Origin of the sequence: Streptomyces sp. NPDC096013 (assembly GCF_044763565.1) — a bacterium.
In the GTDB taxonomy this organism is placed as follows: Bacteria; Actinomycetota; Actinomycetes; order Streptomycetales; family Streptomycetaceae; genus Streptomyces.
On the sequence record NZ_JBIWGK010000002.1, the window covers coordinates 884840 to 903438 of the forward strand.

The following is an 18599-nucleotide window of genomic DNA, read 5'->3' on the forward strand; positions in this document are numbered from 1 at the left end:
GAGCCGCCAGCCCGTGAGGCGCGGGGCGCGGGGCGCGATGCCGGAGGGCGTCGGACCGCTGGGCCCTGCATCAGCCGGCTCGCCGGGCCACGGAGATGCATCGCCCCGCCCCCGACCGACGTCACCCACGCCTCACCCGGCACCAAGGCAGATCACCGGCGCCCCTTAGGCCTCCCCGGAGGGGGCGGCGGTGGTGGTGGTGTGGTCGGCGGGGGAGGTGGAGGCGGAGGTTGCTGCCCGTCGTCCGGGTCGTCCCCCGGCCAGTCCCGCGAACGTGCCCCCGGCCGACGCCGACGCGACCGATCCGGTGGCTCGTAGGACTGGGCCATGGTCGGAGCGCCGTACATGTCGACGGGCGGCGGCGGGACATCGGGTGGCTGCGGGTCGTCGTAGCGCCGGGTGCCGTCGTCGGGCGGTACGACCCCGGGCGGCCGCGCACTTCCGGCGTACGGCCCGACCTCACCGGGCCCTACCGCTCCGGGTGCCCCACCAGCTCCGAACTGCCCTGCGCCGCCCGACGGTTGAGGGTGACCGGCAGCCGGTGGCCCTCCCCGGGGTGCCCGACCGCCTTGCTGCGGTGACCGTTCGTCCGGCGGCCACGCGCCCTCCTGCGGTGAACCCGCATCCCTTGGCCACGCCGGTCCGCGGGACCCAGGCCCGCCTCTCGGTCCTGCGTCGCCCGGAGGATGTCCGGCACCACCGTCCCGCGCACGTTCGCCGGGCGGCCGACCCTCGTCCTGCGGTGACCCCGCACTCGGCGGCCACACGACTTCCGTGGGCGATCCGGCACCGGTCGGCCGACCCCTCCCACGGAACCGATCCCGACCCCCAGGGCCGCCTCCGCCAGGCACTCCACCGGGCCCGACCCCACCGGGCACTGGACCACCGGCCCCGACCCCACCGGGTCCTCCACCACCAGGCCCCGGACCACCTTGCCCGCTCCCACCAGGCCCCGAACCACCGGCCCCGACCCCACCAGGCCCCGGACCACCGACCCCCGCACCACCAGCACCAGTCCCAACCCCGCCAGCCCACTCACCGCCCGCCCCCGCACCCCTCGCCCCGGACTCCCGGGGACCCGCCCCGCCCCCGTGCCCCGACTGCTTCTCGCCAGGCCACCCACCACCGGACGGCCTGCGGTCCTCCGGTTGCCGTAGCTCATCAGGCACTTGGAGATACGGATTGGTCGCGGGATTGGGCGCCCGGTACGGCGCGCTCGGCACGTAAGGCCCTGGGTCCCCAGCAGTTCCCGACCCCTCCGCCGACCCTGGCCCCTCTGCGGACCCAGACCCCCTCGGGTGCCCCGCACCCCCTCCACGCCCCGCACCCGCCACAGGCTGCGACCGCTCGGGATACCCCGGACCCCAGCCACCAGCCCCTGATTCCGCCCCTGAGCCAGACCCCACCCCAGCCCCAGCCCCAGCCCCGATCCCTTCCTCCGCCCCGGTCCCCGACCCCGCTCCCCACGTCCCCAAGTCACCCCGTGCCAGGCGCGAAGCCTGGCGGCCCGCCGCCCCGGTCGCATACGCGAGCAGCCCCCCGACACCCCCCGCCCCCGCACCCCACACCGCACCCAGCACCAACGCCATGCCCAAGTGCCCGTGCAACTCGATCCCCGCGCCGAACGCGTCGAACCCCAGCACCGAAAGCGACGCGTCGACCGAAACATCCGTGAGCCACGCCAGCAACGGCAACGTCAGTGCGGTGACAATCCCCAGCCGCACGGCACACCGCCCGGCGAACCCAAGCGCCCCCTGCCGACCACCGGCATCACCCCGAGCCCCCGCCCCTGCACCACTCGCGCCCCCTGGCCCCCCGACACCCCTCGTCCCCAAGGGCGTCCGCGCAGCGGCCAGCACCCCCGCGAGCAGCATCATCAGTGCCGTCGCGACCGCCAACAACCAGACCCGCCCGTCCAGTTCGGCCAGCCGGCCCATCGTCACCGGCTGGTTCGACTTCGCGCTGAGGAGTTGGTCCAAGGGGTGGGGGAGGAGTTTCGAGAGTTCGCCCGTCGCCTCGCCGTCCCAGGGGACGAAGAGGCCGAGGGGGATGCCGAGCCAGACGCCGTTGGGGGCGCCGAGGAGCGCCGCGCCCGCGATGCGTTTCGGGTGGTCGTCGCCGATCGCCGCGTACGCCGCCGCCGCGAGCCCCGCCGCCACCGCGACCAGCAGCACCGTGACAAGGGCGGACGCGGCCGGGCGTACGACACGGTGGACGGCCTCCCAGCCGCGCGGCAGGGGCGTGCGGCGCGAGGCCAGCAGGGCGATCAGGAGGATGCCGGCCGACCAGGCCAGACCGCCCAGCAGCGTCGGTGCCGTGTCCACCGTGAAGCCGACCGCCGCCTTCGCCTTGACCAGGTCGCCGAGCTTGCCCGGGAGAAGGCCGCCGATGTCACCGATGCCGGGGATGTTCACCCCGCCCCCGCCGCCCCCGCCCGTCAGCTTGTCCAGGCCCAGCTTGCTTCCGTCGATCGTGATGACGTCGTGGCCCGCCCACGCCAGTCCGCCCAGCATCGCCACGAAGAGCGCGATCACCGAGCTCGCGCGCGCGAGGAGTTCGGCCGGTGCGATCACAACTCCGGCCGCCCGCAAGGACCGTAGGAAGAAGTACGACAGCAGGAGGGCGCCCACCAGGCTCACGCCCAACGGTGTGATCGTGACGGCGGTGTTCGCCTGGGCGCCGGTGAGGCCGAAAGCCGACACGTCGCCGGTCGGGGTGACCGAGCCGCCCGCGCCGAGGGCCACCACGGCCGCGGTCATCGGGCCGAGGGAGCCCGTCGCGTCGGCGCCCAGCAAATGCAGGCCGAGCGCTGCCGTGCCCGCCATGCCTATCAGGGCCCAGCTCACCGCCGCGATCGCGGAGAGCAGGACGTCGGCCCAGGGCACCCTCGTGTCGTAGTGCGTCGTCCCGGCACTCGTCGCTGAGTTCATGGCAGACCCCCCGATCCGCGGTGCGGTGCGGACACCGCACATGTCCCCCTCGCGTGGATTACCACTCTCCGGGTCGGTTTCCACCCCGTCAACGGAACCGGCGAAGGCGTACCGACGTGGTCTTCACAAGGCCCGACTTTCGGTCAGGGGGTGCAGCCTGAAATAGTTCCCGACGATGTTCGCCATCCCTAGACTCCCTGTGATGGGGGTAACTCGGGGGACTACTCAGTGGGGCATGGAGTGCCGGAACTCGTACTGGAATTGAATGGACGGACCTGGACGCTCGACGCCTCCAGGTCCTACACCCTCGGACGTGATCCGCAGGGGGACGTCGTGGTCGACGACGCCAGGGTCTCCTGGCGGCACGCCACGATCAGCTGGGGCGGCCGGAGTTGGGTCATCGACGACCACGGCAGCACCAACGGCACGTTCGTGCAGGGCCGGCGCATCCATCAGATGGAGATCGGCCCCGGCACGTCCGTGTACCTGGGCAACGCGACCGACGGCCCGCGTCTGAACCTGTCCGGCGCCGCGGCGGCCGTCGCGACCCCGCAGGCGCAGGCGCAGCCGCAGCAGCAGCCGTACGCCGCACAGGGCGCGGGCCCCGGCTGGGCGCAGCAGGCCCCGCCGCAGCAGGCTCCGGCGCAGACGCCTGAGCAGCAGCGTTATCAGGCGCCGGCGGCCGCCGCGAACATTCCGCCGCAGCAGGGATCCGGCGCCGGCGCGGGGGCGCCGTCGGTCTACGGCGACCGCAGCCCGACCACGTTCCACCAGTTCTCGCTGGGCCGCGTGATGCGGATCGGCCGTGCGCTGGAGAACGAGTTGGTGGTCTCGGACCTTCAAGTCTCGCGCCACCACGCCGAGTTCCACGCGACGCCCGACGGCCGCTTCGAGATCCGCGACCTGGGCTCGCACAACGGCACGTACGTCAACGGCCAGCCGATCACCAAGGGCGGCTCCGCGCTGCTCGGCCCCAACGACATCGTCGGCGTCGGCCACTCCACGTTCCGGCTGGTCGGGGACCGGCTGGAAGAGTTCGTCGACACCGGTGAAGTCTCCTTCTCCGCACGGCACTTGACGGTGACGGTCGACGGCGGCAAGCAGATCCTCAAGGACGTCTCCTTCGGCGTACCGGAGAAGTCGCTGATCGCGGTCATCGGCCCGTCGGGTTCCGGCAAGTCGACCCTGCTCAAGGCGCTCACCGGCTACCGGCCCGCCAACCAGGGCGACGTCCTCTACGACAACCGCAACCTCTACAAGCAGTTCGCCGAGCTGCGCCAGCGCATCGGTCTGGTCCCGCAGGACGACATCCTGCACAAGGAACTGACCGTCAAGAAGGCCCTCAAGTACGCGGCCAAGCTGCGCTTCCCCGCCGACACCACCGGCACCGAGCGCGAGGCCCGCATCGACGAGGTGCTGCGCGAGCTGAAGCTCGACATCCACAAAGAGAAGAAGATCACCTCCCTCTCGGGCGGCCAGCGCAAGCGCGTCTCGGTGGCCTTGGAGCTCCTCACCAAGCCCTCGCTGATCTTCCTGGACGAGCCCACCTCGGGCCTCGACCCGGGCATGGACCGCGATGTCATGCAGCTGCTGCGCGGCCTCGCCGACGACGGCCGCACGGTCCTCGTCGTCACCCACTCCGTGGCCGAACTGGCGATCTGCGACAAGTTGCTGGTGATGGCTCCGGGCGGCTCCGTCGCCTACTTCGGCCCGCCCGAGGAGGCACTGAACTTCTTCGGCTACGACACCTGGGCCGACGTCTTCTCCGCCTTCGAGAACTACCGCGACTACGACTGGGCCGGCCGCTGGAAGGGCTCGCAGCACTACCAGATGTACGCCGCGGACATCGACGCGATCGCACCGCAGTCCGTACAGATGCCGCCGATGCAGGCGATGAAGCCGCCGAAGCCGCAGGGCTGGATGTCGCAGTTCGTCACCCTGGTGCGCCGTTACGTCGCGGTGATCGCCTCCGACAAGGGCTTCCTGGCCCTGATGGTGATCCTGCCGGGCGTGCTGGGCGCGGTGAGCCTGCTCATCGACTCGGGCAACAGCCTGCTGCCCAACCCGGCCCGGGCGAACGGCACCATCACCCCGAACGGCACGGCCACCACGGTGCTGCTGATCCTCGCGGTCGGCGCCTGTTTCGCGGGCGCGGCCAACTCCGTCCGTGAGCTGATCAAGGAACGGGTCATCTACGAACGGGAGCGCGCCACCGGCCTGTCCCGCTCCGCGTATCTGATGTCCAAGGTGTTCGTGCTCGGTGTGATCACCGCGCTCCAGGGCCTGATGGTCGGCGTCATCGGCTTCGCCAGCCGGGAGATCCCCAAGCAGGGCCTGGTCCTCGGCAGCCAGACCATGTTCGAACTCTGCATCCCGATCATGGGTCTGGGCTTCACCGCGATGATGTTCGGCCTGATCATCTCCTCGCTGGTGAAGACGGCCGAGAAGACCATGCCGCTGCTGGTCATGTTCGCGATCATCCAGGTCGTGTTCACCGGCTGCCTGTTCACGCTGAACGGCTCGATCGGCGTCAACCAGTTCTCGTATCTGATGCCCTCGCGCTGGGCGGTCGGCGCCGCGGGCGCCACGCTCGACTTCAACAAGATCAGCCCGCCCAAGCCGGGCGACAGCACCGACCCGCTGTGGGAGCACACCGTCGGCGCCTGGGGCATGGACATGGCCGCCCTGATCGTCCTCGGCGTGATCTGCGGCTTCTTCGTGGCCCGCTTCCTGCGCCGCCACGAGCCCGAGGTCATGCGCAAGTAGTTCTTCCGCGCCGACGCCGAAGGGCGGCGCCCCTGGTGGGGGTGCCGCCCTTCGGCGTCGATACCGAGACCCAGAGGTCCGCCGGAGGTCTCAGTACGCGCTGTTGACGTTGTCGATCGAGCCGTACCGGTCGGCCGCGTAGTTGGCGGCCGCGGTGATGTTGGCGACCGGGTCGTAGATGTTCGTCGAGGTACCGGAGACGTGGTACGCGTTGAACGTCGGCTGGATCACCTGGAGCAGGCCGATCGACGGGGTGCCGTTGACCGCGTTGACGTCCCAGCCGTTGATCGCGCTGGGGTTGCCCGAGGACTCCCGCATGATGTTCTTGTACAGGCCGTTGTACGACCCTGGGATGCCCTTCTGCTTCATGATGGCCAGCGCCTGGTCGATCCAGCCGTTGAGGTTGTTGGCGTAGGTCTTCGCGGCGACGGGCTGGATCCTGACGCGCTCGGTGGAGCGGCTCGCGGCCTTCTTGGCCCTGCGCGCGGCCTCCGCCTTCTTCTTGGCGGCGGCTTCGGCGGCCTTCTTCCTCGCGGCGGCGTCCGCCTTGGCCTTCGCCGCGTCCGCCTTGGCCTTCGCGGCCTTCGCCTTGGCGTCGGCCTTCGCCTGGATCGCCTCGGTCTTCAGGCTGGCGCCGGCGAGCTGGTCGGTGACGCTGGCCTTGACGCCCTTGATGGGCTCCGAGCTGTACGCGATCTTCGCCGTGGGGGCGGCGTCGCTCGTGGTGGTCCCCGCGTCGCTGGGCACCGCGGAGAACGCGAGGGCTGCGGCGCCGAGCGTGGCGACACCGGCGAGCGCGATCTTGTGCTGCTTGGTCAGCTTGGTCAGGCGACTATGACCAGGAGTGTTCAGGTTCTTGGGCATGGCGGATGGACCTCTTCGAATTGCACGGAGGTCGCTCACGGTCCGGCGGGGACGCGGGTGCTTCCGGCACAAACGCCGCGGACGAGATCCGCGGCGCTGAGCGACGGCTGCAATTCTTAGCGGCCGCAAAAACCTGTGGCAAAGGTGTGACGTACGATCCCGGGTAGTGGAGCAGGGAAGGGCAAAACGGGACAGACGGGACCGTCTGCCCCGCTCAAGCGGTGCGCCCTTATCTCCTATGTCCGTTAGTACGTGATCTGCGCCCTATGTGCGGGCTCACATCGCCCACTCCTCGGCCTCACTCGCAGTTGCGAGAGCAACGCGCCGCGTGAGGGTCCTCCTCCGGAAGGATGAGGTGCACGTCCCCGAACTCGTGCCACAGGTAGAGCCCGCGCAAGGCCTCCTCATAACTCCGGCCCACGGCGGCCTGCCCCGCGACCGCCTCCAGCATCAGCAGATGCGACGCCTCCGGCTCGTGCAGCCCCGTCAGCAGCCCGTCCACCACCCGTACCCCCCGCTCCGGGGTCACGACGAGATCCGTCCAGCCCGCACGCGCGCGTACGACCCCGTCGTCCCCGGCGGCCGACTCCACGGCCCGTACAGCCGTCGTCCCGACCGCGATCACCCGCCCGTCCCCGGCCTTGACCGCGTTGATCAACCGGGCCGACGCCTCCGGCACCGCGTACCGCTCCGGATACGGCGGCTCGTGTGCCTCCGCCGACGCCACCCCGGTGTGCAGCGTGATCGGCGCGAACTGCACCCCCCGACTCACCGCCTCCGCCACCAGCCGCGCGGTGAACGGCCGAGCCGCGCTCGGCATCTCCGCACTGCCGGTCCCGTCCTCGGCCGGCAACGAGAACACCGTCTGATAGACGGCGAGCGGCTGATCCCGCTCCGTGTAGGAGTAACGGATGGGCCGCCCGTGCTGCCGCAGCAGCGCGGGCACCTCCGGACCGGACACCCCCGCCCACCACAACCGCTCGCCCCGCCCGCTCTGCGGCTCCTCCAGGACCAGCCGCGCACCCCCGGGCAGCCGCACCTCCGTCCCCTCCGGGCCCCCCGCACGCGCGCGCGTGGTGCCCTTCCCGTCCGGCTCCCGCAGCTCGACCGCCCACCGCCCGTCATCGCCGCGCGTCGAGAAATGCACCACCACGCGCGTGTGCCCGATCCACCCGTCCACCGCGGCGGCGAGCGTCGGCGACGTGTTCACGACCAGCAGATCCCCGGCCCGCAGCAGCCGCGGCAACTCCGCGAACACGTGATGCGACACCTCGGTACCCCGCGACACGAGCAGTCGTACGGCGTCCCGGTCCAGCCCGGGCCCGCGCTGCTCGGCCGGCACACGCGCGGACAGCTCCTCCGGGACCCTCCACCCTTCTCGGCTGCGCTCGAACGGGGGGACCCCCATGGCCACGGTCATCGCTCCTCCAGCAGGGCCGGCGCGCCATAGCGACCGCTCACCGGACGCTCGTCCAGCAACCGCAGGAAGCCCGGCACCACGGCCGAGGGCTCCGGCCGCGGATCACCGTCGTCCGGTACGGCCGCCGCGTACAGGTCCGTGCCCATGTCCCCGGGGTCGACCGCCCACACCCGCAGCCCGGGCTCCTCGGCGGCGAGCACGGCCGCGAGATGGTCCAGGGCCGCCTTGGACGCCCCGTAGCCGCCCCACGTCTCGTACGCCTCGGCCGCCGCGTCCGAGCTGACCGCGATCACCGCGCCCGCCCCCGAGACCCGCAGCAGCGGCAGCGCCTCCTGGACCAGCCCCAGCGCGGCCACCACGTTCACCTCCAGCGCCCGCCGCAGCCCCTCCAGGGTCAGCTCCTCCAGCCGGACGAGCGGCTCGGCGCCCAGCGCGCTCGCGTTGCTCACCAGGAGGTCGACGCCGCCCAGCTTCCCCGCCGCGGCCACCAGATCGGCCCGGTGCGCGGCGTCCGTGACATCCCCGGGGACGGCCTCCACGCGCGTGCCGTACGCGGCGACCGCCTCCGCGGCCTGCGCCAGCACCCCCTCGGTCCTGGCGTCAAGCACCAGATCCCAGCCGCGTGCCGCCAGGGCCTCGGCGAGAGCCCGCCCCAGTCCCTTGGACGCCCCCGTGATGATCGCTACCGACATGACACACACGTCCCCTCGTCCACTACGCCGCCATCGGCGTGCTCCCAACGTAGGAACGGGACAACCCCCGCCGCGTCGGCCCCGGGCCGCATCCACAGGGGCCCTTCGGCCTAGGCCCACCGGACCAGAAGACGGGCGTCACCAGGCCGATCCGCACTGTCACACCCCGCCGGTACCGTGAGGACATGAGTCAAGGTCCACGGTCCGGCCTCGCGGCGGTGAGTTCCGCGCTGCTGGCCATGAGCAGGCACCTGGAGGTGCGCGACGTCCTCAAGACGATCGTCGCCTCGGCCCGCGAGCTGCTCGACGCGCAGTACGCCGCCCTCGGCGTCCCCGACGACCACGGCGGCTTCGCCCAGTTCGTGGTCGACGGCGTCAGTGACGCCCAGTGGAAGGCCATCGGCCCGCTCCCGCGCCAGCACGGCATCCTCGCCGCGATGCTGCACGAGGCGAAGGCCGAGCGCCTGGCCGACGTCCGCAAGGACCCCCGCTTCGAGGGCTGGCCCTCGGCCCACCCCGACATGTCCGACTTCCTGGGCCTGCCCATCCGCGACGACGACGAGGTCATCGGCGCCCTGTTCCTCGCGAACAAGCTGCGCCCTGTGGGGGGACACCCCCCGAGCCCCGAGAAGGACGGCAGCTGCGGCTTCACCGAGGAGGACGAGGAGCTGCTCTCCATCCTCGCCCAGCACGCGGCCATCGCCCTCACCAACGCCCGCCTCTACGAGCGCAGCCGCGAGCTGACCATCGCGGAGGAACGCTCCCGCCTGGCCCACGAGTTGCACGACGCGGTGTCCCAGAAGCTGTTCTCCCTCCGCCTCACCGCACAGGCCGCCGCCACCCTGGTCGACCGCGACCCCTCCCGCGCCAAGGGCGAACTCCAGCAGGTGGCCGCGCTCGCAGCCGAGGCCGCCGACGAACTCCGCGCCGCAGTCGTCGAGTTGCGCCCCGCCGCCCTGGACGAGGACGGTCTGATCGCCACCCTGCGCACCCAGATCCAGGTCCTCGACCGCGCCCACACCGCGCGCGTCACCTTCACCGGCCGAGGCTTCCGCGCCCTGCCCGCCGCCCAGGAAGAGGCCATGCTCCGCGTCGCCCAGGAGGCACTGCACAACGCGCTGCGCCACTCCGGCGCGGAGCACGTCGCCGTGACCCTGGCACGGCACGGCCACGGCGCGGTCCTCCGGATCACCGACGACGGCAGCGGCTTCGAACCCCAGTCGATCCGCCGCGCCGGACGCCACCTCGGCCTGGTCTCCATGCGGGACCGCACCAACGGCGTCGGTGGCACGCTGACCGTGGAATCGGCGCCCGGAAAGGGCACCACGATCGAGATGGAGGTCCCCGGTGGCTGAACCGATCAAGGTCCTCATCGTCGACGACCACCAGGTCGTCCGCCGGGGCCTGCGCACCTTCCTGGAGGTGCAGGACGACATCGAGGTCGTCGGCGAGGCGGCCGACGGCGCCGCAGGAGTCGCCCGCACCGAGGAGCTGAAGCCCGACGTCGTCCTCATGGACGTCAAGATGCCGGGCATGGACGGCATCGACGCCCTGCGCAGACTCCGCGAACTCGACCTCCCCGCGCGCGTGCTGATCGTCACCAGCTTCACCGAACAGCGCACGGTGATCCCGGCCCTGCGCGCGGGCGCCGCCGGGTACGTCTACAAGGACGTGGACCCGGACGCCCTGGCCGGCGCCATCCGCTCCGTGCACGCGGGCCACATCCTGCTCCAGCCCGAGGTCGCCGGCGTCCTGTTGTCCCAGGAGGAGTCCAACTCGGGCCAGGGGAGAGGCGGTTCGCTCACCGAGCGGGAGCGCGAGGTGCTCGGCCTGATCGCCGACGGCCGCTCCAACCGCGAGATAGCCCGCGCCCTGGTGCTCTCCGAGAAGACGGTCAAGACCCACGTCTCGAACATCCTCATGAAGCTCGACCTGGCGGACCGCACCCAGGCCGCCCTGTTCGCCGTACGCCACGGTCTGACGCGGTGACCGCACAGGGCGCTCCGGCGAGGCGGAAGAGGTGCGCCGGCAACACGGAGCGTCCCCTTCCGGGCTGAGATTCATACCGTCGTGGGAATGTCCCCCGAATGGCGCATCCTTCGTGGATCTCCGCCGTTCTCCAGTGCGTGCCGCGGCGCCTGCCGCGGTCATCGCTAGGAGGGCTCAGAAGTGAAGAACCTGAAGAAGGCAGCGGCCGTGACGATGGTGGCCGGCGGGCTTGTCGCCGCCGGTGCCGGACTGGCCTCCGCCAACGGTGTGGCCGACGGCCAGGCCGCCGGTTCGCCCGGCGTCGGCTCGGGCAACGTCGTCCAGGTCCCGGTGCACATCCCGGTGAACGCGGTCGGCAACAGCGTGAACGTCATCGGCGTTCTGAACCCCGCCTTCGGTGACCTCGGCGTCAACCGCTGACGCACGTCGCCACGCGACAGTGACCTCCGGCCGTCCAGGGCACTCCCTGGGCGGCCGGTCCGCTCGTCACCTGGTCTGCTTGTCGCGCCAATGATCCGAACGGGCATTCACCCGCGCATCCGCGTGCCGTTTTCGCTTTCCCCCGCGTTGATCAGCGCACGACCCGCGGCCGGGTCGGTCACGCAATCGCAGGAGGAACGCTTCTCATGAACATCGCCAAGAAGGCCGCTGTGGCCCTCACCGTCGCCGGTATCGCCGCCGGCGCCTCCGCCGGTGCCGCTTTCGCCGACGCCGGTGCCGACGGCGCGGCCGTGAAGTCCCCGGGTGTCGGTTCGGGCAACCTCGTCCAGGTCCCGGTCCACGTCCCGGTCAACGTCGTCGGCGACAGCATCAACGTCATCGGCCTGCTGAACCCCGCCTTCGGCAACAAGGGCATCAACGGCTGACACCACAGCACTGAAAGGGCCCCGCGAGTCAACGACGACTCGCGGGGCCCTTCTGCACAGGCCCACAACATCAGCGAATACTCAGCCCGTCCGGCACCTTTCAGTGCAGGCCGCGCATATCCAGCCCGTCCGGCGTTTGAGGACGAGGCCCCTTCAGGGCCGAAGCGGGGGCCTGGGGGCGCAGCCCCCAGAAGACGCCCACCCGACACCGGGCAACCAGCGCAACGGAACCTTCACCGCACCCCCTTCTCCCGCTCCTCCACAACGGAGTTGTACGCCGCGACCTGCGCCCGCCGAGCCGTCCTCTCCACCGGCCGCAACGCCTCGGCCCGAGCCCCCATCTCGGACGCGCTCACCGCACCCCCGGGCCCGCTCTCATACGCCACGGACACCAGCAACCCCACCCGCTGAGCCAGCTCAAGGACCCGCACCGCCCGCGGCGGATACCCCGGCGCCAACACCTCCCGCCCCCGCTCCGCCCGCGCCCGGTACGCGTCGACCGCCGCCTCCGCCACCGGCCCCGACCCGGCGACATCGAGCCGCGACAACACCTCCGTGGCATCCCGCAGCGCCTCCGCCAGCTCCCGCTCCGCCTCCCCGAGCGACGGCACATCGGCCGGCGGCGCCTCCCGCACCGGCAGGCAGTGCCACACGACCTCGACATGGACATCACCGGCGGGACCGGCCTCGTAGACCTCGGGTACGAGGCCCAGCGCGGCGCCGTAGCAGACCACCGCCTCCTCCGCGTCGAGGGCCCGCGCGTTGAACGCGGGCGGGCCGCTCAGCCCCAGCGGGTGTCCCGAGGTGGGCAGCGCGACGCGCAGTCCCGTCACCCCGAGCGCGCGCAGCCGCCCCAGCGCGAGCGTGAGGCCGACGGGCGCCGACTCGCCCGGCAGCCCTTCGACCCGGTGCACGGCGTCCTCGCCGACGATGGCGAGCACGGCGTCGTCCGGCGAGACAAGTCCGGCCAACAGGGCATTTCCCCAGGCGGCGAGGCGCCCTGAGCGTGGTTCCGAAAGCATGGCGTCCACCCTAAGGACAGGACCGATGGAATGGACCGCCCGGCCGGTGGCGTAGATTTCTTCGAGGGCTGCGCCTACCGGCGCACGCGACAGCCGAGACAGGCCGACGATGCAATGGGAGACAGCGCGCTCATGAGCGATGTTCTGGAGCTGGAGGACGTAACCGTGGTCCGGGAGGGCCGGGCTCTGGTGGACCAGGTCTCCTGGTCGGTCAAGGAGGGCGAGCGCTGGGTCATCCTCGGCCCGAACGGCGCCGGCAAGACCACGCTCCTGAACGTCGCGTCCAGCTACCTGTTCCCCAGCAGCGGCACCGCCACCATCCTCGGCGAGACCCTCGGCAAGGTCGACGTCTTCGAACTGCGCCCCCGCATCGGCGTCGCCGGCATCGCCATGGCCGAGAAGCTCCCCAAGCGCCAGACCGTCCTCCAGACCGTCCTGACCGCCGCCTACGGCATGACCGCCGGGTGGAACGAGGACTACGAGGACATCGACGAGCAGCGCGCCCGCGCCTTCCTCGACCGCCTCGGCATGAGCGACTACCTCGACCGCCGCTTCGGCACCCTGTCCGAGGGCGAGCGCAAGCGCACCCTCATCGCCCGCGCCCTGATGACCGACCCCGAGCTGCTCCTCCTCGACGAGCCCGCAGCCGGCCTCGACCTCGGCGGTCGCGAGGACCTCGTACGCCGTCTCGGCCGCCTCGCCCGCGACCCGATCGCCCCCTCCATGATCATGGTCACGCACCACGTCGAGGAGATCGCCCCCGGCTTCACCCACGTCCTGATGATCCGTCAGGGCAAGGTCCTCGCCGCCGGCCCGCTGGAGCTCGAACTCACCGCCCGCAACCTGTCGTTGTGCTTCGGCCTGCCGCTCATCGTCGAGCAGGTCGGCGACCGCTGGACCGCACACGGTCTCCCCATGGCCTGAACTCCCTTGTAAGAAGCGGGTGCAGGGACATATGCGCCCTGTCCGTGACGGCACCCGCAGCCCTACCATTGACCATGTGAACGACATCGGCGGTTGGGTGTGGTGGCTCGTCGGCGCGGTGGCACTCGGGATTCCCCTCGTGGTGACCGCGATGCCGGAGTTCGGCATGCTCGCCGTCGGCGCCGTGGCCGCCGCGGGGACCGCCGGGATCGGCGGTGACCTCGTCGTCCAGGTCCTCGTCTTCGCCGTCGTCTCGGTCGCGCTCATCGCGGTCGTACGGCCCATCGCGAACCGGCACCGCTCCCAGCGCCCCCAACTCGCCACGGGAGTGGACGCGTTGAAGGGCAAGCAGGCCGTCGTCCTGGAGCGCGTCGACGCCTCCGGCGGCGGCCGGATCAAGCTCGCCGGAGAGATCTGGTCGGCCCGCGCACTCGACACCGACCGTGCCTATGAACCGGGCCAGGAGGTGGACGTCGTGGAGATCGAGGGAGCCACCGCGATCGTCATCTGACCTCGCAGGACGCGGGCGATGACCTCACGGGACTCAACTGAACCGAACGGCACACGAGTTGCTCGACGGTCTGTCAGACTCGACCAGCAAGATCTTCAACAACCATAAGATCTTCCGAAAGCGCCGAGGCGGAGAAGGGTACGGGGAGCACGATGGAACCGGTCATCATCGTCTTGATCATCCTGGTGGTGTTGGTCTTCATCGCTTTGATCAAGACGATCCAGGTCATCCCGCAGGCAAGTGCCGCGATCGTGGAGCGATTCGGCCGCTACACACGGACACTCAACGCGGGACTCAACATCGTCGTCCCGTTCATCGACACCATCCGCAACCGCATCGACCTGCGCGAACAGGTCGTACCGTTCCCGCCGCAGCCGGTGATCACCCAGGACAACCTGGTGGTCAACATCGACACGGTCATCTACTACCAGGTGACGGACGCGCGGGCCGCGACCTACGAAGTGGCCAGCTACATCCAGGCGATCGAACAGCTGACGGTCACCACGCTCCGCAACATCATCGGCGGCATGGACCTGGAGCGGACCCTGACCTCCCGCGAGGAGATCAACGCGGCCCTGCGCGGAGTCCTCGACGAGGCCACCGGCAAGTGGGGCATCCGCGTCAACCGCGTCGAGCTCAAGGCGATCGAGCCTCCCACCTCCATCCAGGACTCGATGGAGAAGCAGATGCGCGCCGACCGAGACAAGCGCGCCGCGATCCTCACCGCGGAAGGTACGCGCCAGGCCGCCATCCTCACCGCCGAAGGTGAGAAGCAGTCCCAGATCCTGCGCGCCGAGGGTGAGGCCAAGGCCGCCGCCCTGCGCGCCGAGGGTGAGGCCCAGGCGGTCCGCACGGTCTTCGAGGCGATCCACGCCGGAGACGCCGACCAGAAGCTCCTCAGCTACCAGTACCTCCAGATGCTCCCGAAGATCGCCGAGGGCGACGCCAACAAGCTCTGGATCGTCCCCAGCGAGATCGGCGACGCCCTCAAGGGCCTCTCCGGAGCGATGGGCAACATGGGCCCGTTCGGCGGCGGTTCGGGCAACGACGGAGGCAACTCCGGCAACTCCGGCGGCAATTCGGAACGCCGGGAGAAGCCGTCCATCGACTGACGGACCGGTTCGGACCGACTGACCCGTTCCACGACACTGGGGCCCACCTCCCGCGGGAGGTGGGCCCCAGTTCCGCTCACGTGCCCTACGCGGCGGGCTGCACCAGCCACTCAGGCAGCGCGTCGAAGTCCTCGGTCCCCAGCGCCAACAGCATCGCGTCCGCGGGCGTCGGCTCGAACGGCTGCCGCAGCAACGGCATCCCCGCCTGCTCCGGAGTCCGCGCCGCCTTGCGGTGGTTGTCCTCCGCGCACGACGCCACCGTGTTCAGCCAGGAGTCCTGACCGCCCTGCGCCCTCGGTACCACATGGTCGACCGTCGTCGCCCGCCTGCCGCAGTACGCGCACCGGTGCCTGTCCCTGACCAGCACACCCCGCCTCGACCACGGAGCTTGTCTTCGGAACGGCACCCGCACATACCTGCACAACCGGATCACCCGGGGGGCCGGTATGTCGACCTCGGCTCCGCGCATGCGCAGTTCGGGGTGGGCCTGCTCGACAACAGCCTTGTCCTGCAGCACCAGAACGACGGCTCGATTCAACGTCACCGTCGACAGCGGCTCGAAGCTCGCGTTCAGCACCAGCGTGTCCCGCATCCAGCCCACCTCCCATGTGCAATCGGCCCACCGCGTGGCGGGCTTGGATCAACTCTGGCCGGGCACGCCGAGATGGACAACGCAATAAAAACTGCCCGCCCCTGATCAATTCCAAGACCAGAGGCGGGCAAACGTTCAATGAACGTCAGTCTTCGGCGGGAACCTCGTACTCACCGACGAGGTGGGCGCGCGCCAGCGTGTGGAACCGCAGGTTGAAACCGACGACCGCGGGCGAGACGTCCGAGTCCGGACCGAGCTTCTCCGTGTCCACGGCGTACACCGTGAACACATAGCGGTGCGACCCGTCCCCGGGCGGCGGCGCGGCACCCCCGAAGTCCTTCGACCCGTAGTCGTTCCGCACCTGTACGGCGCCCTCCGGCAGCCCCTCGAACTTGCCGCTGCCCGCACCCTCGGGCAGCTCCGTCACCGAGGCCGGGATGTCGAACACCGTCCAGTGCCAGAACCCGCTGCCCGTGGGGGCGTCCGGGTCGTAGCAGGTCACTGCGAAACTCTTGGTCTCGGGCGGGAAGCCCTCCCACCGCAGATGCGGCGAGGTGTTGCCGGCCGCGTAGACCTGAGCGTCCTTGAGCGTGGCCCCCGGCTCGACGTCCGCACTCGTCACCGTGAACGAGGGCACGGGCGGGTGGAAGTCATGGGGGAGCGGCCGCCGCTTGAGCTCGGTCACCTCGGTACCTCCTGATCGGTTTCTTCAGTGGATACCGAGCCTAGAACCAGTTCCGCTTGCTGCCGACCTCGGACAGCCACTGGTTGAGGTATGCCGCCCAGTCCGTCCCGTGGAAGTCGTGCAGACCCACCTGGAAGGACCGGAAGGTGTCACTGCCCTCACTGAAGAGGCCCGGCTTCTTGTCCATCTCCAGGATGACGTCCATCGCGTGCTCATCGGCGACGAAGCTCAGCTCCACCTGGTTCAGCCCGCGGTACTGCGACGGCGGCTGGAACTCGATCTCCTGGTAGAACGGCAGCTTCTGCCGCGTCCCCCGGATGTGCCCGCGCTCCATGTCCGCGCTCTTGAACCGGAAGCCCAGCTGGATGAAGGCGTCCAGGAGAGCCTTCTGCGCCGGCAGCGGATGCACGTTGACCGGGTCGAGGTCACTGGAGTCCACGGCACGGGCGATCGCCAGCTCCGTGCTCACCCCGATGTGCATCCCGCGCAGCGACTGGCCGTCGATCATCGTGACCGGCGTCTCCCAGGGGATCTCAAGACCGAACGGCACCGTGTGCGCGGTCCCCGCCTGGAGCTCGAAGGCGCCGCCCAGCCGCACCTTCGTGAACTCGATGTCCTGCTTGTACTCCTGGTCACCGCTCTCGACCTCGACCTTGGCCTGTAGTCCGACCGAGAGCCCCTGGATCTCCTGGGCGACGGACCCGCCCTGGATCCGCACCTCGCCCTGGACGACCCCGCCCGGGACGACGTTGACCTCGGTCAGCACCGTCTCCACCGAAGCCCCGCCGGCCCCCAGGCTCGCGAGCAGCTTCTTGAACGCCATTGACTCTCCCTTTACGTGTGGACCCTTGATCCCTACAAACGCGAACCGGCCCCGCCCGGTTCCGCGCCACACCCTGGCAAGCGGACCGAACCTTGACCACCCTTTGGCACAAGCGCGGTTGGACTACGCTCGGACGCCATGATCGCGCCCCCGGACCGTATGCCCCTCCCCAGGGAGTTCTTCGACCGCCCTGTCCTGGAGGTCGCCCCTGACCTCCTCGGCCGCATCGTCGTCCGTACGACCCCCGACGGCCCGATCCTTCTGCGCCTTACGGAGGTCGAGGCCTACGACGGCGGCAACGACCCCGCGTCCCACGCGTACAAGGGCCCGACAGCCCGCAACGGTGTGATGTTCGGTCCGCCCGGGCACGTATACGTCTACTTCACCTACGGCATGTGGCACTGCATGAACCTGGTGTGCGGACCCGACGGCACCGCGCGAGGGGTCCTCCTCCGGGCCGGCGAGATCGTGGAGGGCGCCGAACTCGCCCGCAAACGTCGACTCTCGGCCCGAAACGACAAAGAACTGGCCAAAGGCCCCGCCCGCCTGGCCACCGCCCTGGACGTCGACCGCTCCCTGGACGGCACGGACGCGTGCACCCCGGACGAGACACCCATCAGGGTGCTGGCCGGTACCCCCGTGCCCTCCCATCAGGTAAGCAGCGGCCCCCGCACCGGAGTGTCCGGCGAGGGCGCGGTCCACCCGTGGCGGTTCTGGATCACCAACGACCCTACGGTTAGCCCGTATCGGGCACATACGCCGAGACGTCGGCCAAGTTGACGCGTCTTGGCAGGGTGCGTAATGTAGCCCGAGCCGCTTGACCCGGGTACGGCGTTCGCCTGCAGCCGGAAGCGGCCAACCCACTACTTACGACTCTCCCTCGCTGAGGGCGATTTCGGCGTGCCTGCATGCCTGAATTCGAACTCGCGGAACTCGATTATGAGTTGCCGAGGGAATCGGCTAACGTAGTGAATGTCGAAAGGCCGACGGACGAAAGACCAAAGCCTTTCGCAAAGCCCCCCGACAGGGAATCGGCACCGGAAACGGTCTGATAGAGTCGGAAACGCAAGACCGAAGGGAAAAGCCCGGAGGAAAGCCCGAGAGGGTGAGTACAAAGGAAGCGTCCGTTCCTTGAGAACTCAACAGCGTGCCAAAAATCAACGCCAGATATGTTGATACCCCGTCTCCGACTGTCATCTGATGGTTGGGACGAGGTTCCTTTGAAGAAAATACACAGCGAGGACGCTGTGAACGGCCGGGCTTATTCCGCCTGGCTGTTCCGCTCTCGTGATGTATCACCGGATAACCGGTACACATTCACGGAGAGTTTGATCCTGGCTCAGGACGAACGCTGGCGGCGTGCTTAACACATGCAAGTCGAACGATGAACCACTTCGGTGGGG

16 protein-coding genes, 1 rRNA gene and 1 pseudogene are annotated in these 18599 nt (G+C 70.1%); 10 read left to right on the forward strand and 8 right to left on the reverse strand.

Annotated elements, in window-relative coordinates; genetic code table 11:
• Positions 1 to 986: 986 nt before the first annotated feature.
• A pseudogene (locus ACIRB1_RS11505) lies at positions 987 to 2930 on the reverse strand (streptophobe family protein); the annotation flags it as partial.
• A 240-nt stretch (positions 2931 to 3170) separates the two neighbouring features.
• Between ACIRB1_RS11505 and ACIRB1_RS11510 the strand changes: the two are divergent.
• Positions 3171 to 5696 (forward strand): FHA domain-containing protein, encoded by a 2526-nt coding sequence (locus ACIRB1_RS11510; protein ID WP_403465354.1) that lies wholly within the window; start codon positions 3171 to 3173, stop codon positions 5694 to 5696.
• Positions 5697 to 5786: 90 nt separating this feature from the next.
• On the opposite strand, the gene ACIRB1_RS11515 is transcribed toward ACIRB1_RS11510, so the two are convergent.
• The 3 genes from ACIRB1_RS11515 to ACIRB1_RS11525 all read right to left on the reverse strand — a co-directional run bounded on the left by ACIRB1_RS11515 (position 5787) and on the right by ACIRB1_RS11525 (position 8672).
• On the reverse strand, positions 5787 to 6560 hold the full coding sequence (locus ACIRB1_RS11515) for a transglycosylase SLT domain-containing protein (RefSeq protein WP_403465355.1): 774 nt from the start codon (positions 6558 to 6560) through the stop codon (positions 5787 to 5789).
• Positions 6561 to 6858: 298 nt separating this feature from the next.
• The gene (locus ACIRB1_RS11520) at positions 6859 to 7980 is read right to left on the reverse strand and encodes an S-adenosylmethionine:tRNA ribosyltransferase-isomerase (protein WP_403465356.1); all 1122 of its coding nucleotides are present in this window, start codon (positions 7978 to 7980) and stop codon (positions 6859 to 6861) included.
• Entirely contained in the window at positions 7977 to 8672 is a 696-nt protein-coding gene (locus ACIRB1_RS11525; protein WP_403465357.1) for an SDR family NAD(P)-dependent oxidoreductase, read from the reverse strand. The genes ACIRB1_RS11520 and ACIRB1_RS11525 overlap by 4 nt, the downstream gene beginning before the upstream one ends.
• 185 nt (positions 8673 to 8857) lie before the next feature.
• On the opposite strand from ACIRB1_RS11525, the gene ACIRB1_RS11530 reads away from it, so the two are divergent.
• The 4 genes from ACIRB1_RS11530 to ACIRB1_RS11545 all read left to right on the forward strand — a co-directional run bounded on the left by ACIRB1_RS11530 (position 8858) and on the right by ACIRB1_RS11545 (position 11527).
• Entirely contained in the window at positions 8858 to 10027 is a 1170-nt protein-coding gene (locus ACIRB1_RS11530) for a GAF domain-containing sensor histidine kinase (protein WP_403465358.1), read from the forward strand.
• Entirely contained in the window at positions 10020 to 10661 is a 642-nt protein-coding gene (locus ACIRB1_RS11535) for a response regulator (RefSeq protein ID WP_403465359.1), read from the forward strand. The genes ACIRB1_RS11530 and ACIRB1_RS11535 overlap by 8 nt, the downstream gene beginning before the upstream one ends.
• A gap of 180 nt (positions 10662 to 10841) precedes the next feature.
• Positions 10842 to 11081, forward strand: a complete 240-nt coding sequence (locus ACIRB1_RS11540) for a chaplin (protein ID WP_352184497.1) — start codon at positions 10842 to 10844, stop codon at positions 11079 to 11081.
• 206 nt (positions 11082 to 11287) lie between these two features.
• Complete coding sequence (locus ACIRB1_RS11545; RefSeq protein WP_352184496.1) at positions 11288 to 11527, forward strand: chaplin family protein; 240 nt, start codon at positions 11288 to 11290, stop codon at positions 11525 to 11527.
• A gap of 233 nt (positions 11528 to 11760) precedes the next feature.
• On the opposite strand, the gene ACIRB1_RS11550 is transcribed toward ACIRB1_RS11545, so the two are convergent.
• Entirely contained in the window at positions 11761 to 12549 is a 789-nt protein-coding gene (locus ACIRB1_RS11550) for a hypothetical protein (RefSeq protein WP_403465360.1), read from the reverse strand.
• Positions 12550 to 12681: 132 nt separating this feature from the next.
• Between ACIRB1_RS11550 and ACIRB1_RS11555 the strand changes: the two genes are divergently transcribed.
• The 3 genes from ACIRB1_RS11555 to ACIRB1_RS11565 all read left to right on the forward strand — a co-directional run bounded on the left by ACIRB1_RS11555 (position 12682) and on the right by ACIRB1_RS11565 (position 15096).
• Positions 12682 to 13473, forward strand: coding sequence for an ABC transporter ATP-binding protein (locus ACIRB1_RS11555; protein ID WP_266767276.1), 792 nt, complete (start codon positions 12682 to 12684; stop codon positions 13471 to 13473).
• A gap of 76 nt (positions 13474 to 13549) precedes the next feature.
• Complete coding sequence (locus ACIRB1_RS11560) at positions 13550 to 13984, forward strand: NfeD family protein (RefSeq protein ID WP_328832313.1); 435 nt, start codon at positions 13550 to 13552, stop codon at positions 13982 to 13984.
• A 152-nt stretch (positions 13985 to 14136) separates the two neighbouring features.
• The gene (locus ACIRB1_RS11565; RefSeq protein WP_352184494.1) at positions 14137 to 15096 is read left to right on the forward strand and encodes an SPFH domain-containing protein; all 960 of its coding nucleotides are present in this window, start codon (positions 14137 to 14139) and stop codon (positions 15094 to 15096) included.
• Between the two features lie 85 nt (positions 15097 to 15181).
• Here the strand turns inward: ACIRB1_RS11565 and ACIRB1_RS11570 are convergent, their stop codons facing one another.
• The 3 genes from ACIRB1_RS11570 to ACIRB1_RS11580 all read right to left on the reverse strand — a co-directional run bounded on the left by ACIRB1_RS11570 (position 15182) and on the right by ACIRB1_RS11580 (position 17196).
• A complete protein-coding gene (locus ACIRB1_RS11570; protein ID WP_352184493.1) occupies positions 15182 to 15688 on the reverse strand; it encodes an HNH endonuclease in 507 nt (168 codons plus the stop codon).
• 145 nt (positions 15689 to 15833) lie between these two features.
• Positions 15834 to 16373 carry a YbhB/YbcL family Raf kinase inhibitor-like protein gene (locus ACIRB1_RS11575; RefSeq protein WP_352184492.1) on the reverse strand — a complete coding sequence of 180 codons (540 nt, stop codon included), beginning with the start codon at positions 16371 to 16373 and terminating at the stop codon, positions 15834 to 15836.
• A gap of 40 nt (positions 16374 to 16413) precedes the next feature.
• Positions 16414 to 17196 carry a sporulation protein gene (locus ACIRB1_RS11580; protein ID WP_352184491.1) on the reverse strand — a complete coding sequence of 261 codons (783 nt, stop codon included), beginning with the start codon at positions 17194 to 17196 and terminating at the stop codon, positions 16414 to 16416.
• 138 nt (positions 17197 to 17334) lie between these two features.
• Between ACIRB1_RS11580 and ACIRB1_RS11585 the strand changes: the two genes are divergently transcribed.
• On the forward strand, positions 17335 to 17976 hold the full coding sequence (locus ACIRB1_RS11585) for a DNA-3-methyladenine glycosylase (protein WP_352184490.1): 642 nt from the start codon (positions 17335 to 17337) through the stop codon (positions 17974 to 17976).
• 536 nt (positions 17977 to 18512) lie between these two features.
• Positions 18513 to 18599, forward strand: a 16S ribosomal RNA gene (locus tag ACIRB1_RS11590); the annotation flags it as partial.